The sequence below is a fragment of the Streptomyces sp. NBC_01474 genome (assembly GCF_035918215.1).
Classification (GTDB): domain Bacteria; phylum Actinomycetota; class Actinomycetes; order Streptomycetales; family Streptomycetaceae; genus Streptomyces; species Streptomyces aureus.
Genome location: NZ_CP109449.1, coordinates 2,179,625 through 2,204,520, shown reverse-complemented (window position 1 = coordinate 2,204,520; position 24,896 = coordinate 2,179,625). Strand labels below are relative to the sequence as shown.

The 24,896-nt window shown below is 69.4% G+C and carries 17 protein-coding genes and 1 pseudogene; 14 read left to right on the top strand and 4 right to left on the bottom strand.

The genetic code is table 11. The annotated features are described in order from the left end of the window. Positions 1–549 precede the first annotated feature (549 nt). The 3 genes from OG758_RS10550 to OG758_RS10540 are packed head-to-tail and all read left to right on the top strand — an operon-like array spanning position 550 to position 8,361. A complete protein-coding gene (locus tag OG758_RS10550; protein WP_326709747.1) occupies positions 550–3,639 on the top strand; it encodes an alpha-L-rhamnosidase-related protein in 3,090 nt (1,029 codons plus the stop codon). A gap of 16 nt (positions 3,640–3,655) precedes the next feature. Then, complete coding sequence (locus tag OG758_RS10545) at positions 3,656–6,139, top strand: glycoside hydrolase family 28 protein (protein WP_326709746.1); 2,484 nt, start codon at positions 3,656–3,658, stop codon at positions 6,137–6,139. Next, complete coding sequence (locus tag OG758_RS10540; protein WP_326709745.1) at positions 6,136–8,361, top strand: hypothetical protein; 2,226 nt, start codon at positions 6,136–6,138, stop codon at positions 8,359–8,361. The genes OG758_RS10545 and OG758_RS10540 overlap by 4 nt, the downstream gene beginning before the upstream one ends. 218 nt (positions 8,362–8,579) lie before the next feature. Here the strand turns inward: OG758_RS10540 and OG758_RS10535 are convergent, their stop codons facing one another. Together OG758_RS10535 and OG758_RS10530 are read right to left on the bottom strand one after the other, a co-directional pair. Further along, positions 8,580–8,726, bottom strand: a complete 147-nt coding sequence (locus OG758_RS10535; protein WP_326709744.1) for a hypothetical protein — start codon at positions 8,724–8,726, stop codon at positions 8,580–8,582. A 285-nt stretch (positions 8,727–9,011) separates the two neighbouring features. Beyond that, on the bottom strand, positions 9,012–11,348 hold the full coding sequence (locus tag OG758_RS10530; protein WP_326709743.1) for a hypothetical protein: 2,337 nt from the start codon (positions 11,346–11,348) through the stop codon (positions 9,012–9,014). A 1,206-nt stretch (positions 11,349–12,554) separates the two neighbouring features. Here OG758_RS10530 and OG758_RS10525 point away from each other — a divergent pair. The 4 genes from OG758_RS10525 to OG758_RS10510 all read left to right on the top strand — a co-directional run bounded on the left by OG758_RS10525 (position 12,555) and on the right by OG758_RS10510 (position 17,264). After that, positions 12,555–14,612 carry a TerD family protein gene (locus tag OG758_RS10525; protein WP_326709742.1) on the top strand — a complete coding sequence of 686 codons (2,058 nt, stop codon included), beginning with the start codon at positions 12,555–12,557 and terminating at the stop codon, positions 14,610–14,612. A gap of 231 nt (positions 14,613–14,843) precedes the next feature. Beyond that, entirely contained in the window at positions 14,844–14,984 is a 141-nt protein-coding gene (locus OG758_RS10520; RefSeq protein ID WP_326709741.1) for a hypothetical protein, read from the top strand. 90 nt (positions 14,985–15,074) lie between these two features. Beyond that, positions 15,075–15,377: a GNAT family N-acetyltransferase gene (locus OG758_RS10515; protein WP_382061555.1), complete on the top strand. Its 303-nt coding sequence runs from the start codon at positions 15,075–15,077 to the stop codon at positions 15,375–15,377. Positions 15,378–15,779: 402 nt separating this feature from the next. Then, positions 15,780–17,264 carry a UDP-N-acetylmuramoyl-L-alanyl-D-glutamate--2,6-diaminopimelate ligase gene (locus tag OG758_RS10510; RefSeq protein WP_326709740.1) on the top strand — a complete coding sequence of 495 codons (1,485 nt, stop codon included), beginning with the start codon at positions 15,780–15,782 and terminating at the stop codon, positions 17,262–17,264. Positions 17,265–17,748: 484 nt separating this feature from the next. Here the strand turns inward: OG758_RS10510 and OG758_RS10500 are convergent. Then, a pseudogene (locus OG758_RS10500) lies at positions 17,749–18,063 on the bottom strand (3-hydroxyacyl-CoA dehydrogenase NAD-binding domain-containing protein); the annotation flags it as partial. A 269-nt stretch (positions 18,064–18,332) separates the two neighbouring features. Here OG758_RS10500 and OG758_RS10495 point away from each other — a divergent pair. The 3 genes from OG758_RS10495 (at position 18,333) to OG758_RS10485 (ending at position 20,361) form a co-directional block, all read left to right on the top strand. Then, positions 18,333–19,133 (top strand): AraC family transcriptional regulator, encoded by an 801-nt coding sequence (locus OG758_RS10495; RefSeq protein ID WP_326709739.1) that lies wholly within the window; start codon positions 18,333–18,335, stop codon positions 19,131–19,133. A 74-nt stretch (positions 19,134–19,207) separates the two neighbouring features. Then, positions 19,208–20,053 carry a phytanoyl-CoA dioxygenase family protein gene (locus tag OG758_RS10490; RefSeq protein ID WP_326709738.1) on the top strand — a complete coding sequence of 282 codons (846 nt, stop codon included), beginning with the start codon at positions 19,208–19,210 and terminating at the stop codon, positions 20,051–20,053. Beyond that, entirely contained in the window at positions 20,050–20,361 is a 312-nt protein-coding gene (locus OG758_RS10485; RefSeq protein WP_326709737.1) for a hypothetical protein, read from the top strand. The genes OG758_RS10490 and OG758_RS10485 overlap by 4 nt, the downstream gene beginning before the upstream one ends. A gap of 80 nt (positions 20,362–20,441) precedes the next feature. On the opposite strand, the gene OG758_RS10480 is transcribed toward OG758_RS10485, so the two are convergent. Further along, positions 20,442–20,564 carry a hypothetical protein gene (locus OG758_RS10480; RefSeq protein WP_326709736.1) on the bottom strand — a complete coding sequence of 41 codons (123 nt, stop codon included), beginning with the start codon at positions 20,562–20,564 and terminating at the stop codon, positions 20,442–20,444. Between the two features lie 236 nt (positions 20,565–20,800). Here OG758_RS10480 and OG758_RS10475 point away from each other — a divergent pair, with 236 nt between their 5' ends. The 4 genes from OG758_RS10475 (at position 20,801) to OG758_RS10460 (ending at position 24,895) form a co-directional block, all read left to right on the top strand. Next, entirely contained in the window at positions 20,801–22,270 is a 1,470-nt protein-coding gene (locus OG758_RS10475) for an amidohydrolase family protein (protein WP_326709735.1), read from the top strand. Positions 22,271–22,312: 42 nt separating this feature from the next. Then, on the top strand, positions 22,313–22,852 hold the full coding sequence (locus tag OG758_RS10470) for a DoxX family protein (RefSeq protein WP_326709734.1): 540 nt from the start codon (positions 22,313–22,315) through the stop codon (positions 22,850–22,852). Between the two features lie 77 nt (positions 22,853–22,929). Further along, entirely contained in the window at positions 22,930–24,081 is a 1,152-nt protein-coding gene (locus OG758_RS10465) for a CaiB/BaiF CoA transferase family protein (protein WP_326715866.1), read from the top strand. After that, the gene (locus OG758_RS10460) at positions 24,056–24,895 is read left to right on the top strand and encodes a citryl-CoA lyase (protein WP_326709733.1); all 840 of its coding nucleotides are present in this window, start codon (positions 24,056–24,058) and stop codon (positions 24,893–24,895) included. Before OG758_RS10465 ends, OG758_RS10460 begins: the two co-directional genes overlap by 26 nt. Position 24,896 lies beyond the last annotated feature (1 nt).

Here is a 24,896-nt window from a genome sequence, read left to right as displayed (position 1 = left end):
CAGTTGGCTTCGGCATCGGTGGGGTCCGTGCTGGTTGGCCGGCCTGGCATGCCGCACGGATCGAGCTGCACCTTCTGCCGTCCTGCGCCCCGTTGGACCCCGACGGGCTGGGCGACGCTGACCTCGAGCGCAGCCTTCCGATGCACAGCCGAGTCTGAGGCCGGGCCGAACTCGCTGCGGAAACCAGCCGGTTCCTCCACCGCCGCCGGCGCCCACCCGGCATCGTCCGCAACTACTCCCAAGGCTCACGTGTGTTACGCCCTGGAATGGAGAGATTTGAGCTTCGGGTCGTTGCCGGAGCCCAGGCAGTCGGCGCGGGCGGCACTTCTGCCACTCCTGTGCACACCCATTGACACTGTCCTCGGCTCCTTCATAGGGTCCGAGGCAGAAGATATTGATACGTTTCAATTCGGCAAGTCAGGCCCATGACTCCCGAGTTGACGCACTTGTTGCACTTCACATCGCTCCAACTGCGCTTCCCGTCTTCCGCGGAAGTGGCAGCAGTCGTGTCCAGTTGAATCATTCAAATCCCTTCCTGGGAGCATGTGCATGAGCCTTCAGTGGCCGTTCCCGTTCCGGTCCGGTCTTCGGTCCGGTGTTGTCGCGACGGCCTTCGGGCTGACGCTTGCCCTTGCCCCGCCCGCGGTCGCGGACCGCGCAGGGCCCGATCACAGCCCCCAGGCGCCGGCCGGGCTCACGGTCGGCGACCGGGTCGACCCGTCGGCCGTCGACGGGACACCCCCCTTCGGCTGGCTGCCGCGCGACGTCGACAGCGACGAGGTGCAGTCGGCGTACGAGCTGGTCGTGCGCGACAGCGCGGGGCGCACGGTCTGGGACAGCGGCAAGGTGCCCGGCGCACGGCAGTCCTGGGTTCCCTACGCCGGTCCCGGCCTCGCGCCGGGCACGGAGTACCGCTGGACGGTGCGGACCTGGGACCGCCGGGGCGCGGTGTCGCCGTACGCGGGCCCCGCGACGTTCGTCACCGGCCTCGGTGACGCGGACTGGTCGGGCGCGCAGTGGATCCGCAGGCCCGCCACCGGCAACGACGCGGACAACCAGTGGACCGCCGCCCGCAAGGTGATGCGGGTGTCCGGAGGCAGTCCGGTGACCGGTGCCCGCGTCTACACCGCCGCCGTGGGGGACTGGCAGGTCCAGGCGAACGGACGCACGGTCCAGCGCGGCTCGTCGTACGAGTACGCGGGCGAGGGCCTCTACGACGTCGCGGAAATCAAGGGTGTTGAGGCGGGAGACGAGCTGCCGGTCGGCGTCGTCACGCACTACTGGAACTGCAAGTGCCAGGGGCGCGCCAATGGTCCTGCCGGCCCGGAGGGCCCCGACGGTCTGCTCGTGAAGGTCGTGGTCGACCACGAGGACGGCACCCGGGACGTGATGGTGTCCGACGGCAGCTGGAAGGTGCGCCGCTACGAGCCGCAGACCATCGACACCGTGTCGTTCCGGAACAAGGACGCGGGCGACCGGGTCGAGTACTACGACGCCCGGGCGGAACTGACGGGCTGGGACAAGGCCGCTTACGACGACGGCAGTTGGTCCGGCGCCACGGTGGTCGGCCCGCACCCGCGACCGAACCCGGCCGAATGCTCCTCGTACGCGTCCGGTACATCACCCTGCGCCTTCACCCACCTGTCCGCGACGAACGCCCACCTGACCCGCACGGTGGTCCACCCGAAGTCCCTGCTCCGCCTCCCGGACGGCACCGTCTTCGCCGACTTCGGCAAGGTCAACTCCGCCGTTCCCTCGGTGAGCTTCCAGCACGGCGTGGCAGGGCGGCAGTTGACCTTCACCACCAGCTACCGGCGCAGCAACTCCACGCTGACAGCGGCCGTAAGCGCCGGGGACACCACGGTGACCCTCGCCAGTACGGGCAACCTGCACGTCGGCGACCGTGTCACCGTCGACGCCCCCGCGACCGGTTACGGCGCGGGCGACCCGGAAACCCGCACCGTGACGGCGGTGGACGGGAAGACCGCCACCCTCGACCAGGCGCTTGGCAAGGACCACGCCGCCGGGAGCTGGGTGGAGAACTCCCGCGCCGGCACGTCGGCCCTCGACACCCAGGGCAGCAACATGCGCTTCTTCCACACCCAGCGGGACGGCGCCCAGGTCGCGCAGCCGTTCACGTACTGGGGCTGGCGCTATCTGCAGATCAGCGACCCCGGCGAGAAGCTGACCACCGACGACATCACGGCCGTCGTGCAGCACACCGACGCCGCCCACCCGGCCACCTTCTCCAGCAGCGACGACACCCTCGACGACGTCTTCGCGCTCATGCAGCACTCGGCGCTGCAGTCGGCGCAGAACGTCTTCCTCGACACCCCGACCCGGGAAAAGGGCCAGTTCCTCGGCGACGCCATCGACGAGTCGTACGCGACCATGGCGGCCTCCGGGGAGCGGAGCCTGACCCGGCAGGCGATCGTCTCCTTCATGAACTCCCAGGCGCGGTACTGGAAGAACGGCGCCATGAACGCCGTCTACCCCAACGGCGACGGCAAACGGGACATCCCCGACTACACCGAGATGTTCCCCGAGTGGGTGCTGCGCTACTACCGGACCACCGGCGACCGGGAGTTGCTGGCACAGGCCCTGCCCGTGATGAAGAACATTTCCGACTACATATCGTCCGCCGTCGACAGCCGCGGTCTGGTGGCCGACCTGCCCGGCGGCAGTGGCGCGTACAAGTACGGAATCATCGACTGGCCCGCCCCCATGCGCTACGGCTACGTCACGGACGGCAACGTCAACCGCACCGTCGTCAACGCTCTCGGCCTGGGCGCGCTGCGCTCGACGGCCGAGGCCGCCGACGCCCTCGGCGACGCGGACGCCCACACCCTGTATGACGACCGGGCGGAGCACCTGACCGCCGCGATGCGAGCCCAGCTGCGCGACCCCGGGAGCGGCGCCTGGTCCGACGGCCTGACCGCCACCGGCAGCCGCATCGACCACGCCGGCCAGCACGCGCAGACCTTCCCTGTCGCCTACGGAGCCGCAACTTCCGCCGAATACCCGGAACTCGGCGAGCGCATCTCCGCACTCGGCATGCAGCAGGGGCCGATGACCCTGCGCACGCTGCTCGAAGCCCTGCGCGTCACCGACCGCCCGGACACCGTGGTGGATCTCCTCACCGACCCGCGCCACGACGGCCCGGCCCAGGTGCTCGCCGAGGGCGGCACCTTCCTGTGGGAGCAGTGGACCCCCGGCTGCGAGACCTCCGACTGCACCGGTGCCCAGGTGTCCCAGAGCAGCAGCGAAAGCCTCTCCCACGGGTGGGGCGGAGCTGGGATCAATGGCGTCATCGAGAGCGTCCTCGGCCTGACCGTCACCTCGCCGGGCGCCGCCACGGTCCGTATCGCCCCGGCGGACAAGGGCCTCGACCACGCCTCCGGCACGCAGTGGACAGAGCGCGGCACCGTCGGCGTGGACTGGCGCAGGAACCGCCACGGCGTGGACACCGAGGTCACCGTCCCCGTCAATGTGACGGCGACCGTCGCCCTGCCGGTGGTTCACGGCGGCGCCTACCGCGTCACGGGCCAAGGCGTCCGCTACCTCGGCATCGAGGACGGCCGCGCCGTCTACCGCGTCGGGTCCGGACATGTGTCGTTCCACGCCCGGTCCACCGACTGAACGCGAAGGCCTCGCTATGAAGCAGTACAGAGAGCAGCGAGAGGTACGGCACGGAGCGGGCCGGCCGGTCGCGCGCGCACTGGCCCGGGCCGTCCTCAGCCTGTGCGCCGCCGTGGCCCTTACAGGCCTGGTGCCGGCCGGTAACTCCGCTGCAGTGACCGCGAGTTCAGACCTTGACGACAGCGTCGTCGCGTCCACGGGCACGGTCGTGGTGGCGAAGCCCGGATCCACGCGCGTGATCCACAACGTCGGCACATCCACCGTCACCGTGCGCCCCGGCGCGACCGTGCAGCAGACACTCGGCCGCCTGACCGCATCCGACCGCTCCCGCCAGAGCCGCACGATCGTCGACGCGTCCGGTGCCGTCCGGCGCGACGGTCCGGTCATGGCGGGCGACCGGCTCACTGTCCATGCCGAGGACGGCCGCACCGAGGGGAGTTACGCGCTGGCCGTGTACGACCCGGGGGCCGCGGGGCGCGACGGCGCCTACTGGAACCAGCCGCTCTACGACCGGATCGACTCCACCGTCAACGCCCACGTCCCGGTCTTCCCCGACCGCCGCTGCGACATCACCGACCCCGCCTACCGGTCCCAGGTCCGCCGGGTCACGGAGCGGTACGCCGTCGGGAACGAGGCCGGTGACCCCGCGGCCAAGACCTCGCCCCTTGTGTACGACTCCCAGCGGGTGTGGTTCTACGGCAACGCCCTCAACGCAGCGATCAAGGACTGCCATGACGCGGGCGGCGGCACCGTCGTCGTCCCGCCGCGAGGCTCCCTGAACGAGAACGGGGCCTACTACTCCGGCGCCATCAACCTGCTCAGCGGCGTCAACCTGCGCGTCGAGACCGGCGCCGTCGTGAAGTTCATGCGGGACAGGACCAACAAGTTCTACCCGGTCGTGCGCACCAGCTACGAAGGAACCGACCTCTACAGCTACTCGCCGCTCATCTACGCCCTGCACCAGCACGACATCGCGGTGAGCGGCGGAGGGACCCTCGACGGCCAGGAGGACATGTGGAACTGGCGCCCCTGGAAGAAGGGTTACTGGGGCGAGCCCTCGGTGGAGGACAAGGACCCGGACGGCTCCTACGGGCAGAACGGTGTTCTCAACCGCATGAACTTCGAGGACACCCCGGTCGAACAGCGCCTCTTCAGCGACGACGGCCACCTGCCGAAGACGATTCCCGTCGTCGAGGACGGCAAGGTCCGCCAGGTCACACCGCCCGCCGGGGCCAAGGCCATGAAATCGACGTTCCGCCCCTCCTTCATCCAGCCCAACGAATCGACGAACGTACTGATCGAAGACGTGAAGATTCGCAATACGCCGTTCTGGATCGTCCACCCCCTCAGCTCGGCCAACGTTCTCGTCCGCGGCCTCGACATCTACAGCGACAAGACGAAGGACTTCGAGGCCAAGGGCTGGAACAACGACGACGGCATCGACCCAGAGTCGAGCCATGACGTGGTCATGGAGCACAACCACGTCACCGTCAGCGACGACGGCGCCGCAGTCAAGGCCGGCCGCAACGTCAACGGGCGCGAGCACCGGACGCCGAGCGAACGCATCATCATCCGCGACTCCGACTATCGCAACGAGGCCGGGAACTCCGCCGCCATCTCCATGGGAAGCGAGATGTCGGGCGGAATCCGCGACGTCTTCATCCACGACAACGTCTTCGGCGGCCACGGCATGGCGATGGCCCTGAAGATCAAGACGAACTCCACCCGCGGCGGCGCTGTGGAGAGCATCTATCTGCGCGACAGCCTGCTGCAGTACGCCGTCCGGTCCCTGGTCGAACTCGACAGCAACTACAACGAGACCGTGCCGTTCCCGAACGCGGACGACTTCGACCCCCAGGTCCGCAACATCTATGTGGACCGTGTCGACACAGGCCCCGACATGCCGCCCGCCACGACCAGCTTCTCCTTCCGCAGCGCCGCGTCCCGCTCCCCGGTGGAGAACGTCCGCTACCGCGACTCCGTCTACCACTCGACCAGCACCCTCGCGGCGGGCTTCGCGGACAACAAGAACATCAAGGACCTCGTCGTCGACAACGTCACCTACATCAACCCGCAGACCGGCGCCACCACCCGCTACGACACCACACCGCTGCGCCTCCTCGACGCGACGCGGGCGGTCCCGGACACAGGTGACGCGACCGGCCTGACCGCGGCCGACGCCGGCCGCCCCGACACCGTCACACCGGTTCCCGGGCGCACGTTCCGGATCGCCGGCGCGGTGGACCTCACCACGGCACCCGACTTCCCACGCACCGGCACACTGCGCATCCTCGTCGACCGCGACGACACACCCGTCCCGGTACACGTCCGGGCCGACGGCACCTTCCTCAGCGACCCCGTCACCCTGGACGACGACCAGAGCTGGTATCGCGACCGGCACTACGTGTCCGTGAACTTCTGGGCGGACAACGGCATCGACATCAACACGAGCGTCTACCAGGTGGTCGTGTCCACCCAACGAGGAAGGAACCGTTCATGACCGACCAGCCGCACGTCTCCCGCAGAACCTTCGTCGGGGGAGTCGCCGCCCTGACCTCCGCGACGCTGATGTCCCGCGTCCTGCAAGCGGAGTCGGCGGCGGCCGCCGAACCCGGCACGGACGGCACCGGAACCCGCATCGACCGGCACGCGCTGGTGTCCCGTCACCGCGTCGTCCGGCACAGCAGCGACCTCGATCTGCCCGTCCAGGTCGGCAACGGCCGGTTCGCCTTCGGCGCCGACGTGACCGGACTGCAGACCTTCGTGCCGTTCAACACCCTCTCCGACTGGGGCTGGCACGCGGACGCCCTGCCGGCGGGCAAGGAGATCGCGGACTACCGGGGCACCGTCTGGGACACGTACGGCCGCGACGTCTCCTACTGGACGGACGACGACAACGAGCCCGAACTCCACAACTGGCTGCGCGAGAACCCCCACCGGGCGAACCTCGGCCGCATCGGCATGCGGCTGCTCAAGGCGGACGGGACCGAGGCGACCGAGTCCGACCTCACGGACACCGTGCAGGAACTCGACCCGTGGACGGGCATCCTGCGCAGCGCGTTCCGCCTCGAAGGACACCGGGTCACCGTCGAGACCGCCTGTCACCCCGGCCAGGACGTCATGGGCGTACGCATCGAGTCCGCACTCGTCCGGCTCGGGCGCCTCTCGGTCTTCCTGGACTTCCCGTACGCCACCGCGGCCGGACGCAACAAGTTCGAGGCGCCGTACGTCGGCCTCTGGGACCGTCCCGAGCTGCACACCACTGTGCTGCGCCGCCGCGGCCGCACACCGGTCGTCACCCACACCATGGACGCCACCCGCTACGAGGTCGGCCTGGCGCTGTCTCCGGGCGCCCGCGTCAGCCGCAGTGATCCGGGTCGGCACCGCTACGAAGTCATGGGCCAAGGCGACCAGTTGGACGTAGCCGCCCTCTTCGCGTCCGAGGTGCGAGGCGCCGTGCCGAGGGCCGGCGAGGTGGTGCGCCAGAGCGAGACCTGGTGGCCGCGGTTCTGGCGGACCGGCGGGGCGGTCGACCTCTCGGCGAGCGAGGACCCACGCTGGCGCGAGCTGGAGCGCCGCATCGTCCTGAGCCAGTACCACCTGGCCGTGAACGACGCCGGCAACGACCCCGCCCAGGAGTCAGGACTCGTCAACAACGGCTGGTACGGCAAGTTCCACATGGAGATGTACTGGTGGCACGCCTTCCAGTACGCGCTCTGGAACCGCTGGCCGCTCCTGGACCGCGGCACCGACATCTACGAACGGTTCCTGCCTACGGCGCGACGCCTCGCCACGTCCCAGGGCTTCCGCGGCGCCCGCTGGCCGAAGATGACGACGACATACGGCGACGCGATCGGCCGCGAGTCGCCCGGCACCCCGACCTGTCTGCTGATCTGGCAGCAGCCCCACCCTCTCTTCCTCGCGGAACTCGACCATCAGGCCCACCCGGGACGCAGCACCCTGCTCAAGTGGCGCGAAGTCGTCCACGAGAGTGCGGAGTTCATCGCCTCGTTCGCCCACCGCGAGGAGAGCGGCCGCTATGTCATCGGCCCGCCGATCATGTGCTGCAACGAACGCAACCCACCCGCCCAGACTCTGAACCCGGCCTTCGAACTGTCCTACTGGCGCTTCGGTCTGCGCATCGCCCAGGAGTGGCGCGAGCGCCTCGGCATGGCGCGTGAGCCGTACTGGGACGAGGTCCTCGACGGCCTGGCGCCGCTGCCCGTCGAGGACGGCGTGTATGTGCTGTACGAGGGCGTGACCGACATGTGGACCGAGTACAACACCAACCACCCCGACCCCGTCGCGCCGTTCGGGATGCTCCCCGGTGACGGCGTCGACGTGGAGACCATGCGGGCGACGACCCAAAAGGTCCGCGAGACCTGGCCAGTCGCCGACCTGTACAGCTGGGACTTCCCGCTCCTGGCGATGAACGCCGCCCGCCTTGGCGACCCGGACTCGGCCGTGGAGTACTTGCTCCACGAGCGGTTCGGGTTCACCGGCACCGGCCTGCCAGCCAGCGGGAAGAGCGGGGTGCCGTCCCCGTACTTCCCGGCCGCGGGAGGCCTGCTCTACGCCGTCGCCATGATGTGCGCCGGCTGGCGCGACTCTCCTGGCGGCCCTGCGGGCGAGCGGGGGCGTCCCGGCCCGCGGGGCGTGGCCCCGGGATTCCCGGACCAGGGTTGGACGGTCTGTTGGGAGGGCCTCACGCCCGCTTTGTGACCGGCGCCAGAATCAGTCGTCGTCCACGTTCGTTGCGGCGACAGGCCGGACGCGTCGCCTGCGGTGCCTTCGCCGCCGAGACGAGCTCCACGCCTGGGCGGCCGACCCCGACGACACCTCGGCGGCGGTCGCCACCGAGGTGTCTGCATGATGGTCAGCCACCTTGCCGCAATGATGTTCTGGAGCGGTGCGACGGCGCAGTCACCGCCGGCGGAACATCAGATGCATGCGGGGCATCGGATGTCAGGATCACCGAGGTCGAGATCCTGGTACTGCGGCACCAGCTCACGGTCCTGCAACGCCAAGTCGACAAGTTGCCGTTCATGCGGGGTGACCGGTTCTTGCTCGCCGGCCTGCTCCACCACCTGTCGATGGACAGATTACGAGGGTTGCACCTGCTGGTGTGCCCGGACACCATTGTGTGCTGGCACCGCGGTTTCCTAAAGCACCGTCATGCCACGACGTGCGCACCCTGGCGGCGAGGACGCCCCGCGCACTGTCGTGTGGGGCTCAAGAACGCGATTCGCCTTGTGGCGCTGTAGACCTTGCTCCACTGGAGAGGACGCGCACAGAGCCCTGAACGGCGTGGGCCACCGGCTCGCCCCACCCCCGTAGCCACTCAACCTTCAGAGAGGTGGTGGGCACCGCTCTCAGCGGCGCTTCTTGCGCTTCCTGGTGCCGCCGCTCTTGTGCCGGCGGGCGGCGTCCGCGCGTAGGCGCCCCAGCCGGGCGGCCCTGCGGCGGAGAGCGGCCAGGTCGATCCGGCTGAGCCGCTCCAGGCCCGCCTGGTCCGGGTGGCCGGAGGCGAGCGCCACGTCGAGCATGGTGGCGAACGCCGCGGCGTCGCCGCTGCTGTGGCCCACCTGCTCCAGCAGTGCCTCTTCGCCGCCGGTCTCTCTCATCAGCAGTAGACTCTCGGCGGCGGTCAGGGCGATCTCGTGGTCGTCCAGATCCTCGTCGGCCCGGGCCGCGGCGTCGGCGGCATCCCGCTCGGCGGAACCCTGCGCGGAGAGTGCCGCGGCGGCCGCCTGTGCCTGTGCCTGTGCCATGAACAGTGCGCTGGGGCGCAGTTCCTCCTCGTAGCGCAGGGTGCGCAGGAATTCGGGGCCGTGTCCGTCGGGCAGTTCTTCGGCCAGCAGCCGCAGCAGTGCGTGGCGTCGGGAGTGCAGTCGTGTGCGGCGCAGCGCCTCGGTGAAGGCTGGCCGTGCGGAGTTCCATCCGCCCCGTGCCGCGATCCACTCGGCGAGTTCTGCGCGGGCGCTCGCCGGGTCGTACTCGTCCAGGAGTGCGGCACAAAGCGTCGGGGCGTCGGCGTCCCGGAGGTCGCCGACGGCCGGGGCGCTGCGGTCGAGGGAGGTCAGCAGGGCGCGTACGGCATAGGTGCCGAGCTCGGTGAGCCGGACGAGTTCTACGTCGTCGCGGACCGCGAGGTCCTCTGAGCCGTCTGAGCCGTCTGAGCCGTCTGAGCCGTCTGAGTCGTCCGAGAGGTCTGAGGCATCGGCCGGTTCTGGATGTTCCGGCTCGTTCAGGTCGCGCAGGCTCTCGTGGAACAACGCGGCGGGCGTGCCGCGCTCGAAGGTCACCATCCCCACCTCCGCCAACAGGTCTATGACTGCGTACAGTTCGGCGGCGGAGCGGCGATGCGACGCCTGCCGCGCCTCGGGTGTGGCGAACCAGCCGTCGTCCCCGAGATAGCTGTCGCGCACCGACTGCCACAGCACGGGCCACGGCATGGCGGCGGGCATCCCGTACAGCGTGGCCAGGACGTCGGTGAGCAGGAGATCGAAGCGTGGATAGAGGTCGGACGGTACATCCCACACCGGGCCCATCAGGAGCGGGTCGCGCAGCTCGGGGAAGGCGGCGAGGGCTCGGACGGCCAGGGCGAGTGGGTCCTCGCGCACGGCCCGGGCGCCAGCGACCGCCACCAACCGGCCGCGGTACACCCGGATGAGGCGTGCCTGGCGTGCCCAGTCCACCAGGAGCCGGAGCATGGGGAGTTGATCGGCCCGGCGGATGTTCTCCCAGGTGTCCCCCGCGAGATGGATCAGGGGGCCGGCCGCCTCTCCCCGGCCGCGGTCGGTGCCGAGATGACGGGCCAGGGCGAGGGCATCGGCCACCTTCAGGCGGCCGGTATTCGTCACCGGCCGCCCTTCCGTGCCGAGCCACCGCGCCACCTCATCGAGCTGCCCCAGCAGGCCCGAGCCTGCGGCAGTCCGACGCAGCTCCTCCTCTTCACCCAGCACAACGACCGGCAACGGCAGCGCCCGCTCCTGGAGCAGGCTGCGGCCGCCGGGCCCGGCCCCGGTGTCCAGTGCCCTACCGAAGAACCCGGTGAACTGGTTCTTCATGACCTGGGCGAGCTGTTCCTCGCCGTACGGAACGCGCCCCGCACGGGCGTCTGCGAGGAAGCGGTCCAGGGCGCGCTTGTTACGGACGTCGACGCCGTTGCGGGCGGCGGTCAGCATCCAGAACTTGGCCGGGCCCATGAAACGCGGATCCTGCATGGCCTCCTCGTGGGCGGACCGCAGTTCCTTGGCCAGCGTGCGCAGTCGGCCGGGGTCGTCGGAGCGCGGGTCGAGTACGCCGGCCGCGGCCAGGAAGTCGACCAGAGCGGCGACGGCAGCGGGTGCGTCGTGCTCGGCCGCCTCGTCCGGGAGGACGGTGACGTGTCGCGGCAGCCACTCCAGGAGGACGGCCCGCACGTGTTCCTGCCGCCACAGGGCGAGCCGGCCGTCCACCGTGCCGTGGTGACGGTAGTCCAGAACGTGAGTGAGGATGAACTCATCGATCGTGTCGGTGAGTTGACCCGACGGCGCTCTCTCCTGCTGCTCGTGCCAGTATTCGGCCACCAGGCGGATCAGGGTGTCACGTGTCGCGTCGAAGGCGTCGCCTTCCTCCTCCTGGTGCGGCGGCTGGCCCACGACGCCCAGTGCCGTGGTTCCCTCTTCGTCGGTGACCTCGGATTCAGGGTCGAACAGCAACCTCACGTCTGATCCATCGCTTTCACCATCGCCGTTGTTTCTGGGCGTTCGCACCGCTCCCCATGCCGGACAGTCCGATCCGGGCGCCGTCAGGGCGGTGCAGCTGCCGACCCGACTCTAGGCCAGGTGGGGACTCCACCGGTACCGCACTTGACACGCGAGCCCAGCATCGCTTCTCGGCCTGGAATACGGGAATACGGCGGCGCCAAGACGCCCACCAGGGGCGATGTCACCGGCTTCGTCACTGCGGAGGAGTACCAGCCACTCGGCGCCTTCATGAATCGGTCCGGCGGCTGGCGCACCGACGCCGCGCAGACGTTTCGACGACCGCGGGCTTGAAGGCGAACGACGACACGCTCGGCCCCAGGTCGAACTGAGGAGGGCGAAGCGGACGCCGTCCGGAATGCCGAGACGGCGGCGGTGCATGGCCGCGGTGTGGGCCGGTCCTGGACCCGGCGTGGCGACAGACAGCCGGGGGTCAGTCTCGTGGCTAAGCGAGGAAGCGGACCGCTTGCTCTGGTGTCCAGATGCGCCGCTCCGGCGAGGGTGGCCGGCGCAGGACCGGGGGACTGGCGGGGTTGTGGGGGAGGCGGTGCTGGCGGATGGCGTCGCCGAGGGCGCTGGAGAGGGGGCCAGACGCCTGGAGAGGGTTACCTTGCCGCGGCCGGCGGCGAGTTGGCTGGCGGCGAAGGCGGCGAAGGCGGCGAAGGCGGCGAAGGTAGCGATGTGCCGGTGCCCGAGCTGGTCGAGCTTGAGGGTGCCGAGTCTGGGAATCAGGTCATTGTGGCTTGGTTCCTCTTTGGCCGGCCTCCGAGACGCCACAGATCTCAGTACAGCTCACTGGGAAGGCATGGGTGACCTAGGTCGAGAACTCGTCTGCCAACAGATTCGTCGTTCCTCGGAACTACCAACTCCGGCCCGCAGAAGTCAGGGTGGAAAGGGGTCACCATACGGGTGGGCATTTCTTAGAAGCGCACGAACCGGCATCGGTGTACGGCGCGTGGTGGTCGCCGACGCCTGTTGGGTCTCACCAGCAGCGCCGGTGCGTAGGGCCGACTTCAGACGCGCGACCAGCTCTGGCGATGTGAGGGCCAGCCTCCCCTACTGCCCGTAGACTCATTCTCTTCACGCCAGGCTCACCATATGCACACATGTACCGACGGGGTGAGTGAGGGGGGTTCCTCGTACCTGGGTGATCGGTTGGGAGGCCGCATGTACGAGATGGTCAAGGGGGCCAACGTTGGGCTGGGGGGCTTGAGCGGCAGCGACGTCGATTCGGTCGTTGTCAGTCTGGGATGGGTGAGTCCCACGGGTGAGGGGGACGCTGATGTCTCCGTGCTCCTGCTGGACGAGAACGCAAAGGTCCGCAGCGACGCCGACTTCTACTTCTATAACAACGCTTGCGCGCCGGACGGGAGCGTGCAGCTGCTGGGCAAAACGCCTGCGGGAGAGGGCAGCGAGGACCGGATCAGTTTCGACTTGACGGCGGTCCCCGGCGATGTCGCCACCATCCTCATCGCGGCGAGCCGATACGAGTCGGCCCGGTTCGAGGAACTCGAAGACCTGCAGCTGAGGTTGAGCGACGGGTCCGGCGAGCCGCTGCTGCGGTTCGCCATCGATGATGCCGGCGACGTGAGCGCGTTGATCTTTGGTGAGCTGTACCGGCGTGGAGAGGAATGGAAATTCCGGGCTGTAGGGCAGGGCTACGAGGCAGGCTTCGCAGCCCTGGCCGGGGATCACGGCGTAGACATCGACGACGACGCCGAGTCGGCGAACGCCACGCAGGCAGAGGAAGGCTCCGAGGACTTCCCGGCCCCTGATGTCCACCAGCAGAAGCCCGTGCCGGATTTGGTGCCGGACCCTGTCGTCACAGCGACCGCCCCAGGCCCGCGCCAGGCAGCCGAGGCAGCGGCGCCGCTCGCCAGGAAGCCGGTGCGTCCGCGCACGTCGAAGAAGAAAGTCACTGTTTCCAAGACGCCGCAGAAGTCCCTCGCGGAGAACGAGTCCTGGAGGGGCGCCCGTCTCTTCCCCGTGTCCGCGTTGAAGAGTGACCGGGGCCGGGAGGCTCGCGCCACCTCGGTCCTGCTGGCTGTGATGGCTCAGGTGCCGGAGCTCGGCCGGCGGCTCACCGCTGGGTTCGGCGCCCCCGCCGGGCGTATGGAGACCTTCACCGAGGTGTCACTGCCCCACGGAGAATCGCCCCGGCGCCCCGACGGTGTCATCCGTGTGGAGCGAGCGGGCAAACTGTGGACGGCACTCGTCGAGACCAAGACCAATGGCAATCCGCTCAGGGCCGAGCAGGTGCAGGACTACTCGGACATCGCCGCCAGGAGGGGTTACGAGGCGGTCATCACCCTCTCCAACGACGTGGCGCTGGAAGGCAGCCCGCTGGTCGAGGTGAAGATCGACCGGCGGCGGAAGAACAAGGTGAGTCTGTGGCATCTGTCCTGGGCCGAGGTGGCCCATCAGGCGCAGATGCTGATCCGGCATGAGGGCGTCGGGCACCCCGCACATGCTTGGCTCCTGGAGGAGCTGCTGCACTACCTGCTCCACGAGAATTCGGGCTGCCACGGCTTCCACAACATGGGACCGGCATGGGTGCCCGTGCGCAACGGGATCCAGGACGAGACCCTCTGCCCGGGTGACCCACGGGCACTCGAGGCCGTCGAGAGTTGGGAGCGTCTGGTACGTCAGGTCTCGCTGGGTCTGGGGGGTGAACTGGGACGGAAGGTCCTTCCCGTGCAGCGTGCCCGCCGCGGCACGGACGCGGTGGCCCGACGCACCCGCATGGCTGACGAGTTGTGCCAGAACGGCAAGCTCCATGCCGAGCTGCGTATTGAGCAGACACCAGGAGTGCTCGCCGTCACCGCCGATCTGCGTACTGCCAAGATCCGCACGTCCATCGACATCTCGCCCCCGGAGCAGGGTTACCCGCTCTCCTGGGCCAAGCGAATCGTCCGCGAACTGGCTGAAGCGCCCGCCGATCTCCACATCGAGACCTTGGTCGATGGCGATTCGGGAGGCCCCCGGGGAACGCTGGAACGTCTGCGCCCCGAGCCGGGTGATCTCCTCCCGAAGAGCGGGACGAAGATCACCGGCTTCCGGCTGTCCCTGTACAAGGGCATGGGCACGCAACGGGGAAACACGGAATCCGGATTCATCCGGAGCGTCGACGAAGCAATCCACAAGTTCCACACCGGGGTGGTGGCGCACCTCGACCGCATGGTGACCAGGAGGAGGCAGCCGGGAAGGCCGTCGGTCGGGGAGTAGGAGAGGCGCAGCCTGCGCCGCTCGAGAGTACGAATTGGTGCTGTGAGCTGCGGTGATGGGGTCCGGTCAGGCCGAGGAGGGGGCGTTGCGGGGCGCTGCGCGAATACCTCACCGCGTCCGGGAACAAATCCGTGCAAGATCCCCGGCTCTCTCCGCGAGCTGCACCATGGTCTTCAAACCGGCCCGCAAACGCCGCTGTACACCCTCGCGCTGACCCAGATCCTCACCGTCGTGGACGACCGAGGCCAGCGCGAGAAATCGGCCGGTGGCGAAGGCCCGCTACAGGATGGTCCCGACCTGGACGCCGACCAAACCTTCTGGATCGGCCTCGACTTCCTCCTCGACGGCATCGAAGCCCGCATCTCAAACTGACGCGTGGCCGAGGAGCCAGGCGGGCGCCGCCCGCGGCACCAGCTCGGCGCTGACGCATTGAGCCGACGCAACCTCACGAAGTGAAGCGACTTGCGCGTTCGACGGCAAGGCCGATCAACGTTCAGCCGATTCGGCGTCCTTGAGCAGCGCCACGAAACTTCATGGAGATCACTGCGGTCTATTTCGATCCGGCCTTCCGCGGGGCAGGGCCTGGCCGCCCGCCTGGTCCTGGCGGTGGCCCCCGGCGTCCGTGCCCGCGACAAGAGGCACTTCCTGCACGCCTCTGTGCGCAATACCAACGGCATCCAGCTGTACGGGTCGCCGGGCTTCCGGCTGCGCCACCGCACGGCGTTCCTCGTGGCGCGGGTGCCGGAGACGGTGCGGCCGCAGTAACGCAGATGCGCGGACGAGCGGTGGGCGATAGCCCCTGCGGCTGGACGTACACTCCACACATGGGTCGCACATGCGCAGTGAGGGAGTGCCTGTCCCAGGCCGCTCATGCCCTGTGCCCGTCCGCCGCGTGCGCGACGGCCGTCGACCCGATGAACGCGCCGGCGATCCGCTGTCGCGCGTTGCACGGCCACGGCTAGCGATTCCGGGCAATTCTTCGCATTTCCCGGATCATTCCGCCTCTGCAGGCGGACGATCTTCTGAGCCACCCCTCCCCGTCTCTGTAACCGCACGGCGACGGTCCTCGCCGCAATTTTCTGCTTTGTCATCCTTTGGCGCCCCTGGCGCCGCCTGCGCGCCGACCGCCGGACGACCGGCAGCCGGTGCATCTTCGAGAGGACCCTTGTGAAGTTGAGCGAGCTGCTCGCCGGGCACGATCATGAAGTCATCGAGGGCGATCCGGAGACGAGGATCACCGGAGGCACCTGCTTCGACGCCCACCGTGCCGCTCCGGGATCGCTGTTCATCGCGGTACCCGGTCATCGCGAGGGCGGCCCCGAGTCAGTCGGACCGGCTCTCGCGCGCGGCGCGGTGGCTGTACTCATCGACTCCGCGACGGCGCAACTTCCGGTCGCGACCTGGGCGTCGGCAGCTGGTGTATGCGTCGTAGCCGTCGCGGACACGCGCAAGGCGGCCGCGCTCGTCGCCTCCCGCTACCACGGGGAGCCAGGCCGGCAGATGAAGTTGGTGGCCGTCACGGGCACCAACGGGAAGACGTCGGTTTCCTCTATGGTGGAGTCGGTGCTGAGGGTCGCCGAGCACGCCAGGGTGGGGGTCATCGGGACGGGCGGCAGTCGGATCGGCGACGAACTGATCCCGATGCCGCAGTCGGTACTGACCACGCCGGAGTCGCCGGATTTCCAGTATCTGCTCGCATGCATGCGCGACCGTGGTGTTGGCACCGTGGCGCTCGAAGCCACGTCGATGGGCCTGCTGACTCACCGCCTCGACCATTCGTTCATCGATGTAGGGGTGTTCACCAACCTGACGCAGGATCACCTGGACGACCACGGCACCATGGAGAACTACCGGGACGCCAAACTGCTTCTGTTCCAGGGGCTGTGCCGGCGTGCGGTGGTCAACGCCGACGACCCGGTCGGAGCCCGCATCGGGGCGATGATGCCCGGCGCTGTCGTCACGTACGCCATCGACGCGGAGGCGGACTACCGGGCGACCGACCTCACCATGGACGCCGTCGGCACCCGCTTCATCCTGCACCACGCCGGCCACAAGTATCCGGCGGCGATCCCCGTGCCTGGACGATTCTCCGTCTCCAACGCACTGGCCACTGTCGCAGCCTGCCACCTCATCGGGCACAATCTGGCCGGACTGGTCGCCGCACTCGAGCAGATGTCCCCGATCCCGGGAAGGTTCGAACGCTACGAGACCCCGGACGGCACGTCCGTCATCGTGGACTATGCGCACTCCCCGGACTCACTGGAGAAGGTGCTGACCACCATCCGCGGCTTCGCCTCTGGGCGGGTCGTCACGGTCTTCGGCTGCGGCGGGGACCGGGACGTCACCAAGCGCGCCCGGATGGGGGAGATCGCCGGCACCTACTCCGATCTGTGCGTTCTCACTTCGGACAATCCCCGGAACGAGGACCCCCGGGCGATCATGGATCAGATTGTCCCGGGTCTGCTCGCGAGCGGCACCCCTTTCGAGCGGTTCGCCGACCGCCGCCGCGCCATCTCGTTCGCCCTGTCCGCCGCAGGGCACGGCGACGTCATCCTGATCGCGGGCAAAGGCAGCGAGCCCTACCAGATCGTCAACGAGGCACTGCTGCCGTTCAGCGACATGGCGACGGTACGGGAACTGGCCACGCGGTAGGCGTACCGGCCTTCTTGACGCCCGGCGCTGGTTGCAGTGCCGGGCACGAGGACGTGCGGTGGTACCGAGGCACCCTCCGTACCTGCCGTGCTACAGCCGGGTGCGCAGGATGAAGTCCAACTCCGAGAGTGCGCGGTGAAAGCACCGGATGATGGTGTGTAGTTGGGGGACCTGTATCTTCGCCGCGTGGCCGTGGGTCGCATGCCGGCGGACGGACGGTGGCTGGACAAGACCTTGGGGCTGGAGACCCAGGTGTCAACGGTGATCGTCAGTCCTGGAGTTCCCCAGTACGTGCCACACCGCAGGAAGCGCACCCATCGCCAGGGCCGCTTTCAGACATCGCCCACCAGATAGGGAGCGGCGCCAAGGGCCTCTGCCCGGTCCAGGGAAAGATGCAGGGACAGCGCGAGATACGGCACTCCGACGGTGTACACGCGCAAGGTGCCCAAGGCCATGACACCGGCCGTACGCAGCGGGCTCCGGTCATGCGCACGGCGGACAGCAGATACGGCACCAGCAGCGCGTTGACGACGAAGCCGGCCCGGTCCTTGGAGCGGATCGGCTGCTTGCCCAGGGTCTGCGCGACCCGTGACTCGGCCCTGTCCATGGACGCGTCGGACGTGTGCAGGGAGCTGACCAGTTCCACCAGGGGCATCGCCGGTACGGGGTTGAGGAAGTGGGTGCCCATGACCTGGGCCGGGCGACCTGTGGCCCCGGCCAGCTTCATGATGGGGATCGAGGAGGTGTTGGAGGCCAGGATCGCCTCCGGGTCCTCGACCACCTTGTCGAGGGTGGCGAAGAAGTTGCGTGGGCGCTCTCGACGTCCCGCAGTGACTGTTGGAGGACGAGGGCGGAGACCTCACCCAGCCCCGCTGGACACCTGATCCTCGACGACAAGACCTCGGAGTCGAAGCACGCACTGACTGCCGGCCGCTGTGACGTCGTCACCGGCGGGCAGTCGGCCTTCCTGACCGGGAGCATCGAGGGGACCGAGCTCGGAGCGGCACGTGAAGACGTCGTCGTGCAGACTCGGTCGGCCCGGACCCGACACCGATCCCGCGAGGCACCGTGACTGAACTCCTGCCCCCACGAACGGCTTGCGTACGACTCGACGCTCCGCCGGTCCTCGCAGCCATCGGCATCGGCGTGCACGGCCCGGCCGGCCACGTGGACGAGTTCGAGCTGCCGGACCTCTGGCAGTTCCATCTCTATGACTACGAGGCCGACTTGACCCTGGGCGGTGTCGAGCACGCCATCCGCCCGGGCAGCGTCAGCCTGGTGCCCCCAGGGACGCCGGTGCGCTACTGCTACCGGGGGCGCTCCGAACACCTCTACGTCCATCTGCGGCTCGGCGCGGCCGGCGAGCCCCGTGAGGTGGTGGCGGTTCAGCATGCCGGGGTGCAAGTCACCGCGCTGGACCGGCAGTTGCGGCAGGCGCTGGCCGCCTGGCCGAACACGCCCGGGCGGGCGGTGGCCGAGGTGTGGGCCGCGCTGTGGCGGGTGGCCGAGCTGGACCCGCCCCGCGAGCGGACCGCGCAGGCCGCACATCCGGCGGTGTTCGCGGCGGTGGCCCTGATCGAGGCGCGGCTCGCGGAGCCGCTGACCGTACCCGAGATCGCGAAGGAGGCCGGGGTCTCCCACAATCACCTGACCCGCCTCTTGCGCGCGGCCACCGGGCACACGGTGGTCGGTTACATCCGGGCCCGCAGAATGGCGCAGGCCCGTCACCTGCTGCGGGCCAGCACCCTGTCCATTCCCGCCGTCGCCGCCACCGTCGGTATCCCGGACCTGCAGGCGTTCAACAAGGCATGTCGCCGTGAACTGGGGGCCTCTCCCCGCGCCATCAGAGCTCGCGTCACCCGAGAGTGAGGAGGGTGAGAATCAACCACTGGACGGTGAACGCTGCCCACGCGATCCACCGCGGCCGCTCCTAGCGTGGCGGCATGGAAATGGAAGAAGCCGAGAAGAAGGCGCCGGAGACGGGCGGGACGCTGCTCAGTTCCGTGCAGATGGCCCGCTTCGTGGCGCGCGGGGCGCTGCGCCTCGACGCGGTGGTGCCGCCCGAGATGAACGACGAGGCGCTGCGCGTCCTCGCGGACGGCGTTCCGCCGGTGCCGTACGGAACACCGGTGAGCCGGGCCTTCGAGCCGGGGTCGTTCGCCCGCCGCCTGATCGAACTGCCAGCGGTGGCAGGGGCGTTGGGCAGCCTGGTGGGGCCGAATCCGACCGTCGACCACCACGCCGTGCACCTCCGCGAGCCCGGCGGAGGCGAGGCCCAGCCGCTGCACGCGGACGCCATCATCGACGTACGGCCGGACGCCTTCGACGTCCAACTCATGTACTACCCGCAGCAGGTGACCCTGGAGATGGGCGGCACGCTCAGCGTGCCCGGCAGCCATCTGCGGCGGACCAACGAGTCCGACACCGGCCGTTACCAGAACCTGCGCGGCCAGGACCGGCTCGTCTGTCCGGCCGGCACCGTGGTGTTCCTGCACCACGGACTCTGGCACGGCGGCCGCCGCAACGACAGTGACATCCGCCGCTACATGTTCAAGATCCGGTTCAACCCCCAGGTTCGGCAGCGACTCCTGTGGGACACCTCGGACCTGCACGATCCCCGCGTGCGCACCGAACTGGACGTGACGTTCCCGTGGTACGAGCAGGCTTCGGGTCGGCTCGAGCGATACAACCGCGTCCTGCTGTGGCGCGAGCTCACCGGTGACGACGCGTTCGACATCGACCACTGGGTGACCAGAACCGCCAATCGCCCCCAGGAGGCAGCCGTATGACCACCCACACGACCACTCCGGCTGCGACGCTGCGGCAACAGGTGTTGGTGCTGTACCTGTCGACCTCCGCTCTGGACTCCCCGGTCGTCGGCTGGTCGCGCTACGACGGGACTGGCCGCACCACCCCGACCACGGGGGACAGCGACGAACCGCCCTACGAGACGGGAGTCGAGGCCCTCCTCGACGGCTGGCGGCTGTTTCAGGTCTCCCAGTTGATCCCGCCCTCCCCGGGCCGTGAGTACGATGTCTCCTTCCTCAAGCATGAGTTCTTCTTCGAGCGGATCGCCGAGGGAGGAGCACGGTCGTGAGCGGCGCCTCTGTGCCGGGTGGCTTCACAGACGAGTGAGTCGGAACACCACAGCCGATGGTGCTGTGGAGAGCGACACACTCAGCTCTGCGCCAGGGGCTGCCACTCGGTCAGTGCTTTGGCGGATGCCGGTTGCAGCGCCTCGACGCGGACCGGCGTGTCCCGAAGGGTCGGCAGGGGAAGCGTGACGGTCTCGTCTCGCATCTTTCCGATGACGCTGCGCGCAGGGTCTGGCGGTCGTGTCCGGACTGGACAGGCGTGTAGCCGACCAGTTCGGGCCAGGAATCCGGACGGCCCGAGCGCACACGGGTGGTATCGATCAGGCAATCAACTCACTTTGTAGTAAGGCGAGTTGATCAATGTGCCAGTCTGGCGCCCGCCTTGCTGACTGGCTAGCGTACGAATGTCCGTCAAGCGGCTAGTGGCTGCGAGGTGCGTCGATGCGCGAGGGCATATCCGGCACAGATGTACGGGACATGGCGCCAGGGCGCCCCGTGGTGCTGCGTGGCGGCACCGTGCTGCCGATGGACCGAGGCCGCCGGGTGCTGCCCGACACCGACGTGCTCACCGTGGGCGAGCGGATCGCGGCGGTAGGGCCCGCGCTGGCTGTGCCGGAGGGCACCCTGGAGATCGACGCCCGCGGCGGCCTCGTTCTGCCGGGACTCATCGACACCCACCGCCACATGTGGCAGACCGCGATGCGCGGCTACGGTGCCGACTGGACGCTCACCCAGTACTTCGTCTGGTACTACCTCGAGCACGGGCGGCACTTCCGCCCCGAGGACATCCACGCGGGAAACCTCCTGGCAGCCGCCGAGGCCCTGGACGCGGGTGTGACCACGGTCGTCGACTGGTCCCACGGCCTGAGCACCCCCGAACACGCCGACGCCGCGGCCGACGCGCTCACCTCGCTGCCCGGCCGGTACGTCCTGGCCCTGGGGAACATCCACCAGGCCCCCGCCCAGTGGACGGCCGACCCCGGCATCCGCGCCTTCCTGCGCAGGCGCCGAACCGGCGACGACGACATGCTCGCGTTCCAGCTGGCCTTCGATGTCACCGGCGACCCCGAGTTCCCGGAGAAGCCCGCCTTCGAGGCCGCCCGCGAACTCGGCCTTCCCGTCACCACCCACGCCGGGGTATGGGGCGCCACCGGCGACGACGGCATCCGCCTCATGCACGAGCACGGCTTCATGGGACCCGAGACGGTGTACGTCCATTCCGCCTCGCTCTCCGCCGACTCCTACCACCGCATCGCCGCCACCGGGGGCAGCGTCTCGGTCTCCACGGAGAGCGAACAGAGCGCGGGCCAGGGGTATCCGCCCACCTGGCGGCTGCGCGCGCACGACATCCCCGTGTCCCTTTCGATGGACACCAGCGTGTGGTGGAGCGGCGACCTGTTCTCCGCGATGCGCGCCACCCTCGGTGCCGACCGTTCCCGTGAGCACCTTCAGGCCCACGAACGCGGTGAGACCGTCACCCACAGCGCGCTGCGCGCCGACCAGGTCGTGGCCTGGGCGACCAACGGCGGGGCCAGGGCTCTTGGCCGCGGCGACGACCTGGGCACCCTGGAGGCCGGCCGCAAGGCGGACGTCGTCCTGCTGCGCAACGACGACTCCCCGGCGATGTTCCCGATCCTCCATCCCTACGGGCACGTGGTGTTCCAGGCGCAGCGCGGCGACGTCCACACGGTGCTGGTGAACGGGCGTGTGGTGAAGCACGCGCACCGTCTTGTCGGCGTGGACCTGGCCGCGATACGGCACGCCGTGGCCAACACCGTGGACCACCTGAGGGGAGCGCTCGGCGAGGAGGCATGGGCGCAGGGAATGAACCCGGGCATTCCTGAGACGAAGGTGCTCGACAACCCCTACACGTACACGGAGTTCCGCAGCGGGACCACGCACGGGCAGTGAAGACGACACACAGGGAACCGGAAATCTGGAGGGAGAGCGCGGATGGACCTCGGCCTGCTGCTGTTGCGGCTGCTGATCGGCGTGCTGTTGTGCGGGCACGCGGCCCAGAAGCTCTTCGGCTGGTTCGGCGGTGGTGGGCCGTCCGGTACTGGAGCGGTGTTCGCCCGCTGGGGCTTTGTTCCGGGGCCGCGGATGGCCGTGCTCGCCGGCCTGTGCGAAGTGTCCGGAGCGGCATCGCTCGGGCTCGGTCTGCTGACCCCGGCGGGTGGCGCGGTCGTCGTCGGCACCATGACGGTGGCCGTCGCCGCGACGGCGGGGAACGGATTCTGGGCGCAGCAGGGCGGGTGTGAAGTGCCGCTGCTGTACGGGGTGTTGGCGGTCGTGCTCGCCTTCACCGGTCCCGGCGGATGGTCGCTGGACGCCGCCGTGGGGCTCGGGGCCCGGCACGGCTGGATATGGGGACTCGGTGCGCTCGCGCTTGGCCTTGCGGCAGCGGCCGTACCGCTCAGGGAGCGGGCCCGCGTGCTGCGGGGGAGCGCGGCACACGAGAAAGGGCAGGAGCAAGGAGGTGACCCCAGGTGAGCGAGCACCGTACGACGGGAGACGGTGCGGGAGACGGTACTGCCACCTCGGCCCCGGCCGAGTCCGCACCCGGCCCCCTGTCCGGGCTGCTCGTCGCCGACTTCTCCCGCATCCTCGCGGGCCCGTACGCGACGATGCTGCTCGCCGATCTCGGCGCCGACGTGATCAAGGTGGAGTCGCCGGGCGGGGACGACACCCGCAGCTGGATGCCGCCCGTGCGCGACGGCGTCGCCACGTACTACCTGGGCGTCAACCGCGGAAAGCGCTCCCTCGCCCTCGACCTGCGTGAGGAGGGGGACGCACGGCTCGCGCAGCGGCTGGCCCGCCGCGCCGACGTCCTGATCGAGAACCTCAAGCCCGGCGGCATGGCCCGCTACGGCCTCGGCTACGACGACCTCAAGGCGGACAATCCAGGCCTGGTCTACGCCTCGATCTCCGGTTTCGGCAGCGGTGCCGGCCGCCAGGTGCCGGGCTACGACCTGATGGTGCAGGCGGTCTCCGGCCTCATGAGCCTCACCGGAGACCCGGACGGGCCCGCCTACCGTGCCGGTATCTCGGTGTTCGACGTCATGGCGGGCAACCATGCGGCGATCGGCGTCCTGGCGGCGCTGCGTCACCGCGACGCCACGGGGCAGGGGCAGCATGTGGAGGTCAACCTGCTGTCGTCGGCGCTGACCGGCCTGGTCAACCACAGCTCGGCGTATGTGGCGGGCGGCACCGTGCCCTATCGGATGGGCAACGCCCACCCCAGTGTGTTCCCCTACGAGCCGCTGCCCACAGCCGACCGGGAGCTGATCGTGGCGGCCGGGAACGACGGCCAGTTCCGGCGGCTCTGTGCGGTGCTCGGCATCCCGGAGGTCGCGGACGACCCGCGCTTCGCACGGAACGCCGACCGAACGGCCCGCCGTGAGGAGCTGCGGCCCCTGCTGGTGGCGCGGCTGGCCGCGAGGGGCGCCGAGGAGTGGTTCGACCTGCTGGTCACTGCCGGGGTGCCCTGTGCTCCCGTCAACACCATCGAGGGCGGCTTCGCGCTCGCCGAGCGCTTCGGGCTCGACCCGGTGGTGGTGGTCGGCGAGGGTGAGCGCGCGGTGCCCACCACCCGCCACCCCGTGCGCTTGTCGGTCACCCCCGCCCACTACCGCCTGCCGCCTCCCCAACTCGACGAACACGGACTCGAGTTGCGGAGCTGGCTCAAGGAGAACGATGACAGCAGCGACGCCACCACCTGAGAACGGCGGCCCGGCAGGACCCGACTACCCGACCGCGCTCGGCGCCGCCACCCCCGAGACCATCACCCTGCTCGGTCAGGATCTCGCGCGCGACGTAATGGGTGAAGTCCCGTTCGGGGAGCTGGCGTTCTGGCTGGCCACGCAGCGCCGTCCGGACAGCGGCGAGATCCGCGTCTTCGAAGCGGTGCTCGCCGCCCTCGCCGATCACGGTTTCACGCCGACCGCTCTCACCGCCCGGCTGACGTTTCTGTCCGCGCCGGACTCGGTGCAGGGCGCGCTGGCAGCCGGGCTGCTCGGCGGCGGCTCGCGCTTCCTGGGCGTCACCGAAGACTGCGGGCACTTCCTGCACAGCGTCCTGGCCGAGGCCGATGAGCCCAAGAACACGGACGACGAGGCGAGTTGGGACGCGCTCGCCCTGGATGCGGTACGGCGGCAGCGCGCCGCGGGCCGCCTCGTGCCCGGCCTCGGGCACCCCGTGCACAAGCGCGTGGACCCGCGTACCCCACGGCTCTTCGCCCTCGCCCGCGAGGAAGGGCGGCTCGGCCCGCACCTGCGGCTGTTCGCCGCCATCGGCCGCGTACACCCTGAGGTACTCGGTCGCACCCTTCCACTGAACGGGGCCGGAGTCTGCGGGGCCGCACTCGCCGACCTGGGCCTGCCCCTCGAGCTGCTGCGCGGCTTCGCGCTGCTCGCCCGCACCGCAGGCCTGATCGGCCAGCTGGCCGAGGAGCTGCGCCGGCCGATGGCGCGCGAGGTGTATCTGTCGGTGGACCGCCACAGTCGGGCCGTGCCGCCCGAACCGCACGATCCCTGAC

Excerpts from the sequence above, each read along its gene's own strand:
- OG758_RS10550 (WP_326709747.1), top strand. The coding sequence starts at position 550 with ATGAGCCTTCAGTGGCCGTTCCCGTTCCGGTCCGGTCTTCGGTCCGGT.
- OG758_RS10545 (WP_326709746.1), top strand. The coding sequence starts at position 3,656 with ATGAAGCAGTACAGAGAGCAGCGAGAGGTACGGCACGGAGCGGGCCGG.
- OG758_RS10540 (WP_326709745.1), top strand. The coding sequence starts at position 6,136 with ATGACCGACCAGCCGCACGTCTCCCGCAGAACCTTCGTCGGGGGAGTC.
- OG758_RS10525 (WP_326709742.1), top strand. The coding sequence starts at position 12,555 with ATGTACGAGATGGTCAAGGGGGCCAACGTTGGGCTGGGGGGCTTGAGC.
- OG758_RS10490 (WP_326709738.1), top strand. The coding sequence starts at position 19,208 with ATGGAAATGGAAGAAGCCGAGAAGAAGGCGCCGGAGACGGGCGGGACG.
- OG758_RS10485 (WP_326709737.1), top strand. The coding sequence starts at position 20,050 with ATGACCACCCACACGACCACTCCGGCTGCGACGCTGCGGCAACAGGTG.
- OG758_RS10480 (WP_326709736.1), bottom strand. The coding sequence starts at position 20,564 with ATGCGAGACGAGACCGTCACGCTTCCCCTGCCGACCCTTCGGGACACG.
- OG758_RS10475 (WP_326709735.1), top strand. The coding sequence starts at position 20,801 with ATGCGCGAGGGCATATCCGGCACAGATGTACGGGACATGGCGCCAGGG.
- OG758_RS10470 (WP_326709734.1), top strand. The coding sequence starts at position 22,313 with ATGGACCTCGGCCTGCTGCTGTTGCGGCTGCTGATCGGCGTGCTGTTG.
- OG758_RS10460 (WP_326709733.1), top strand. The coding sequence starts at position 24,056 with ATGACAGCAGCGACGCCACCACCTGAGAACGGCGGCCCGGCAGGACCC.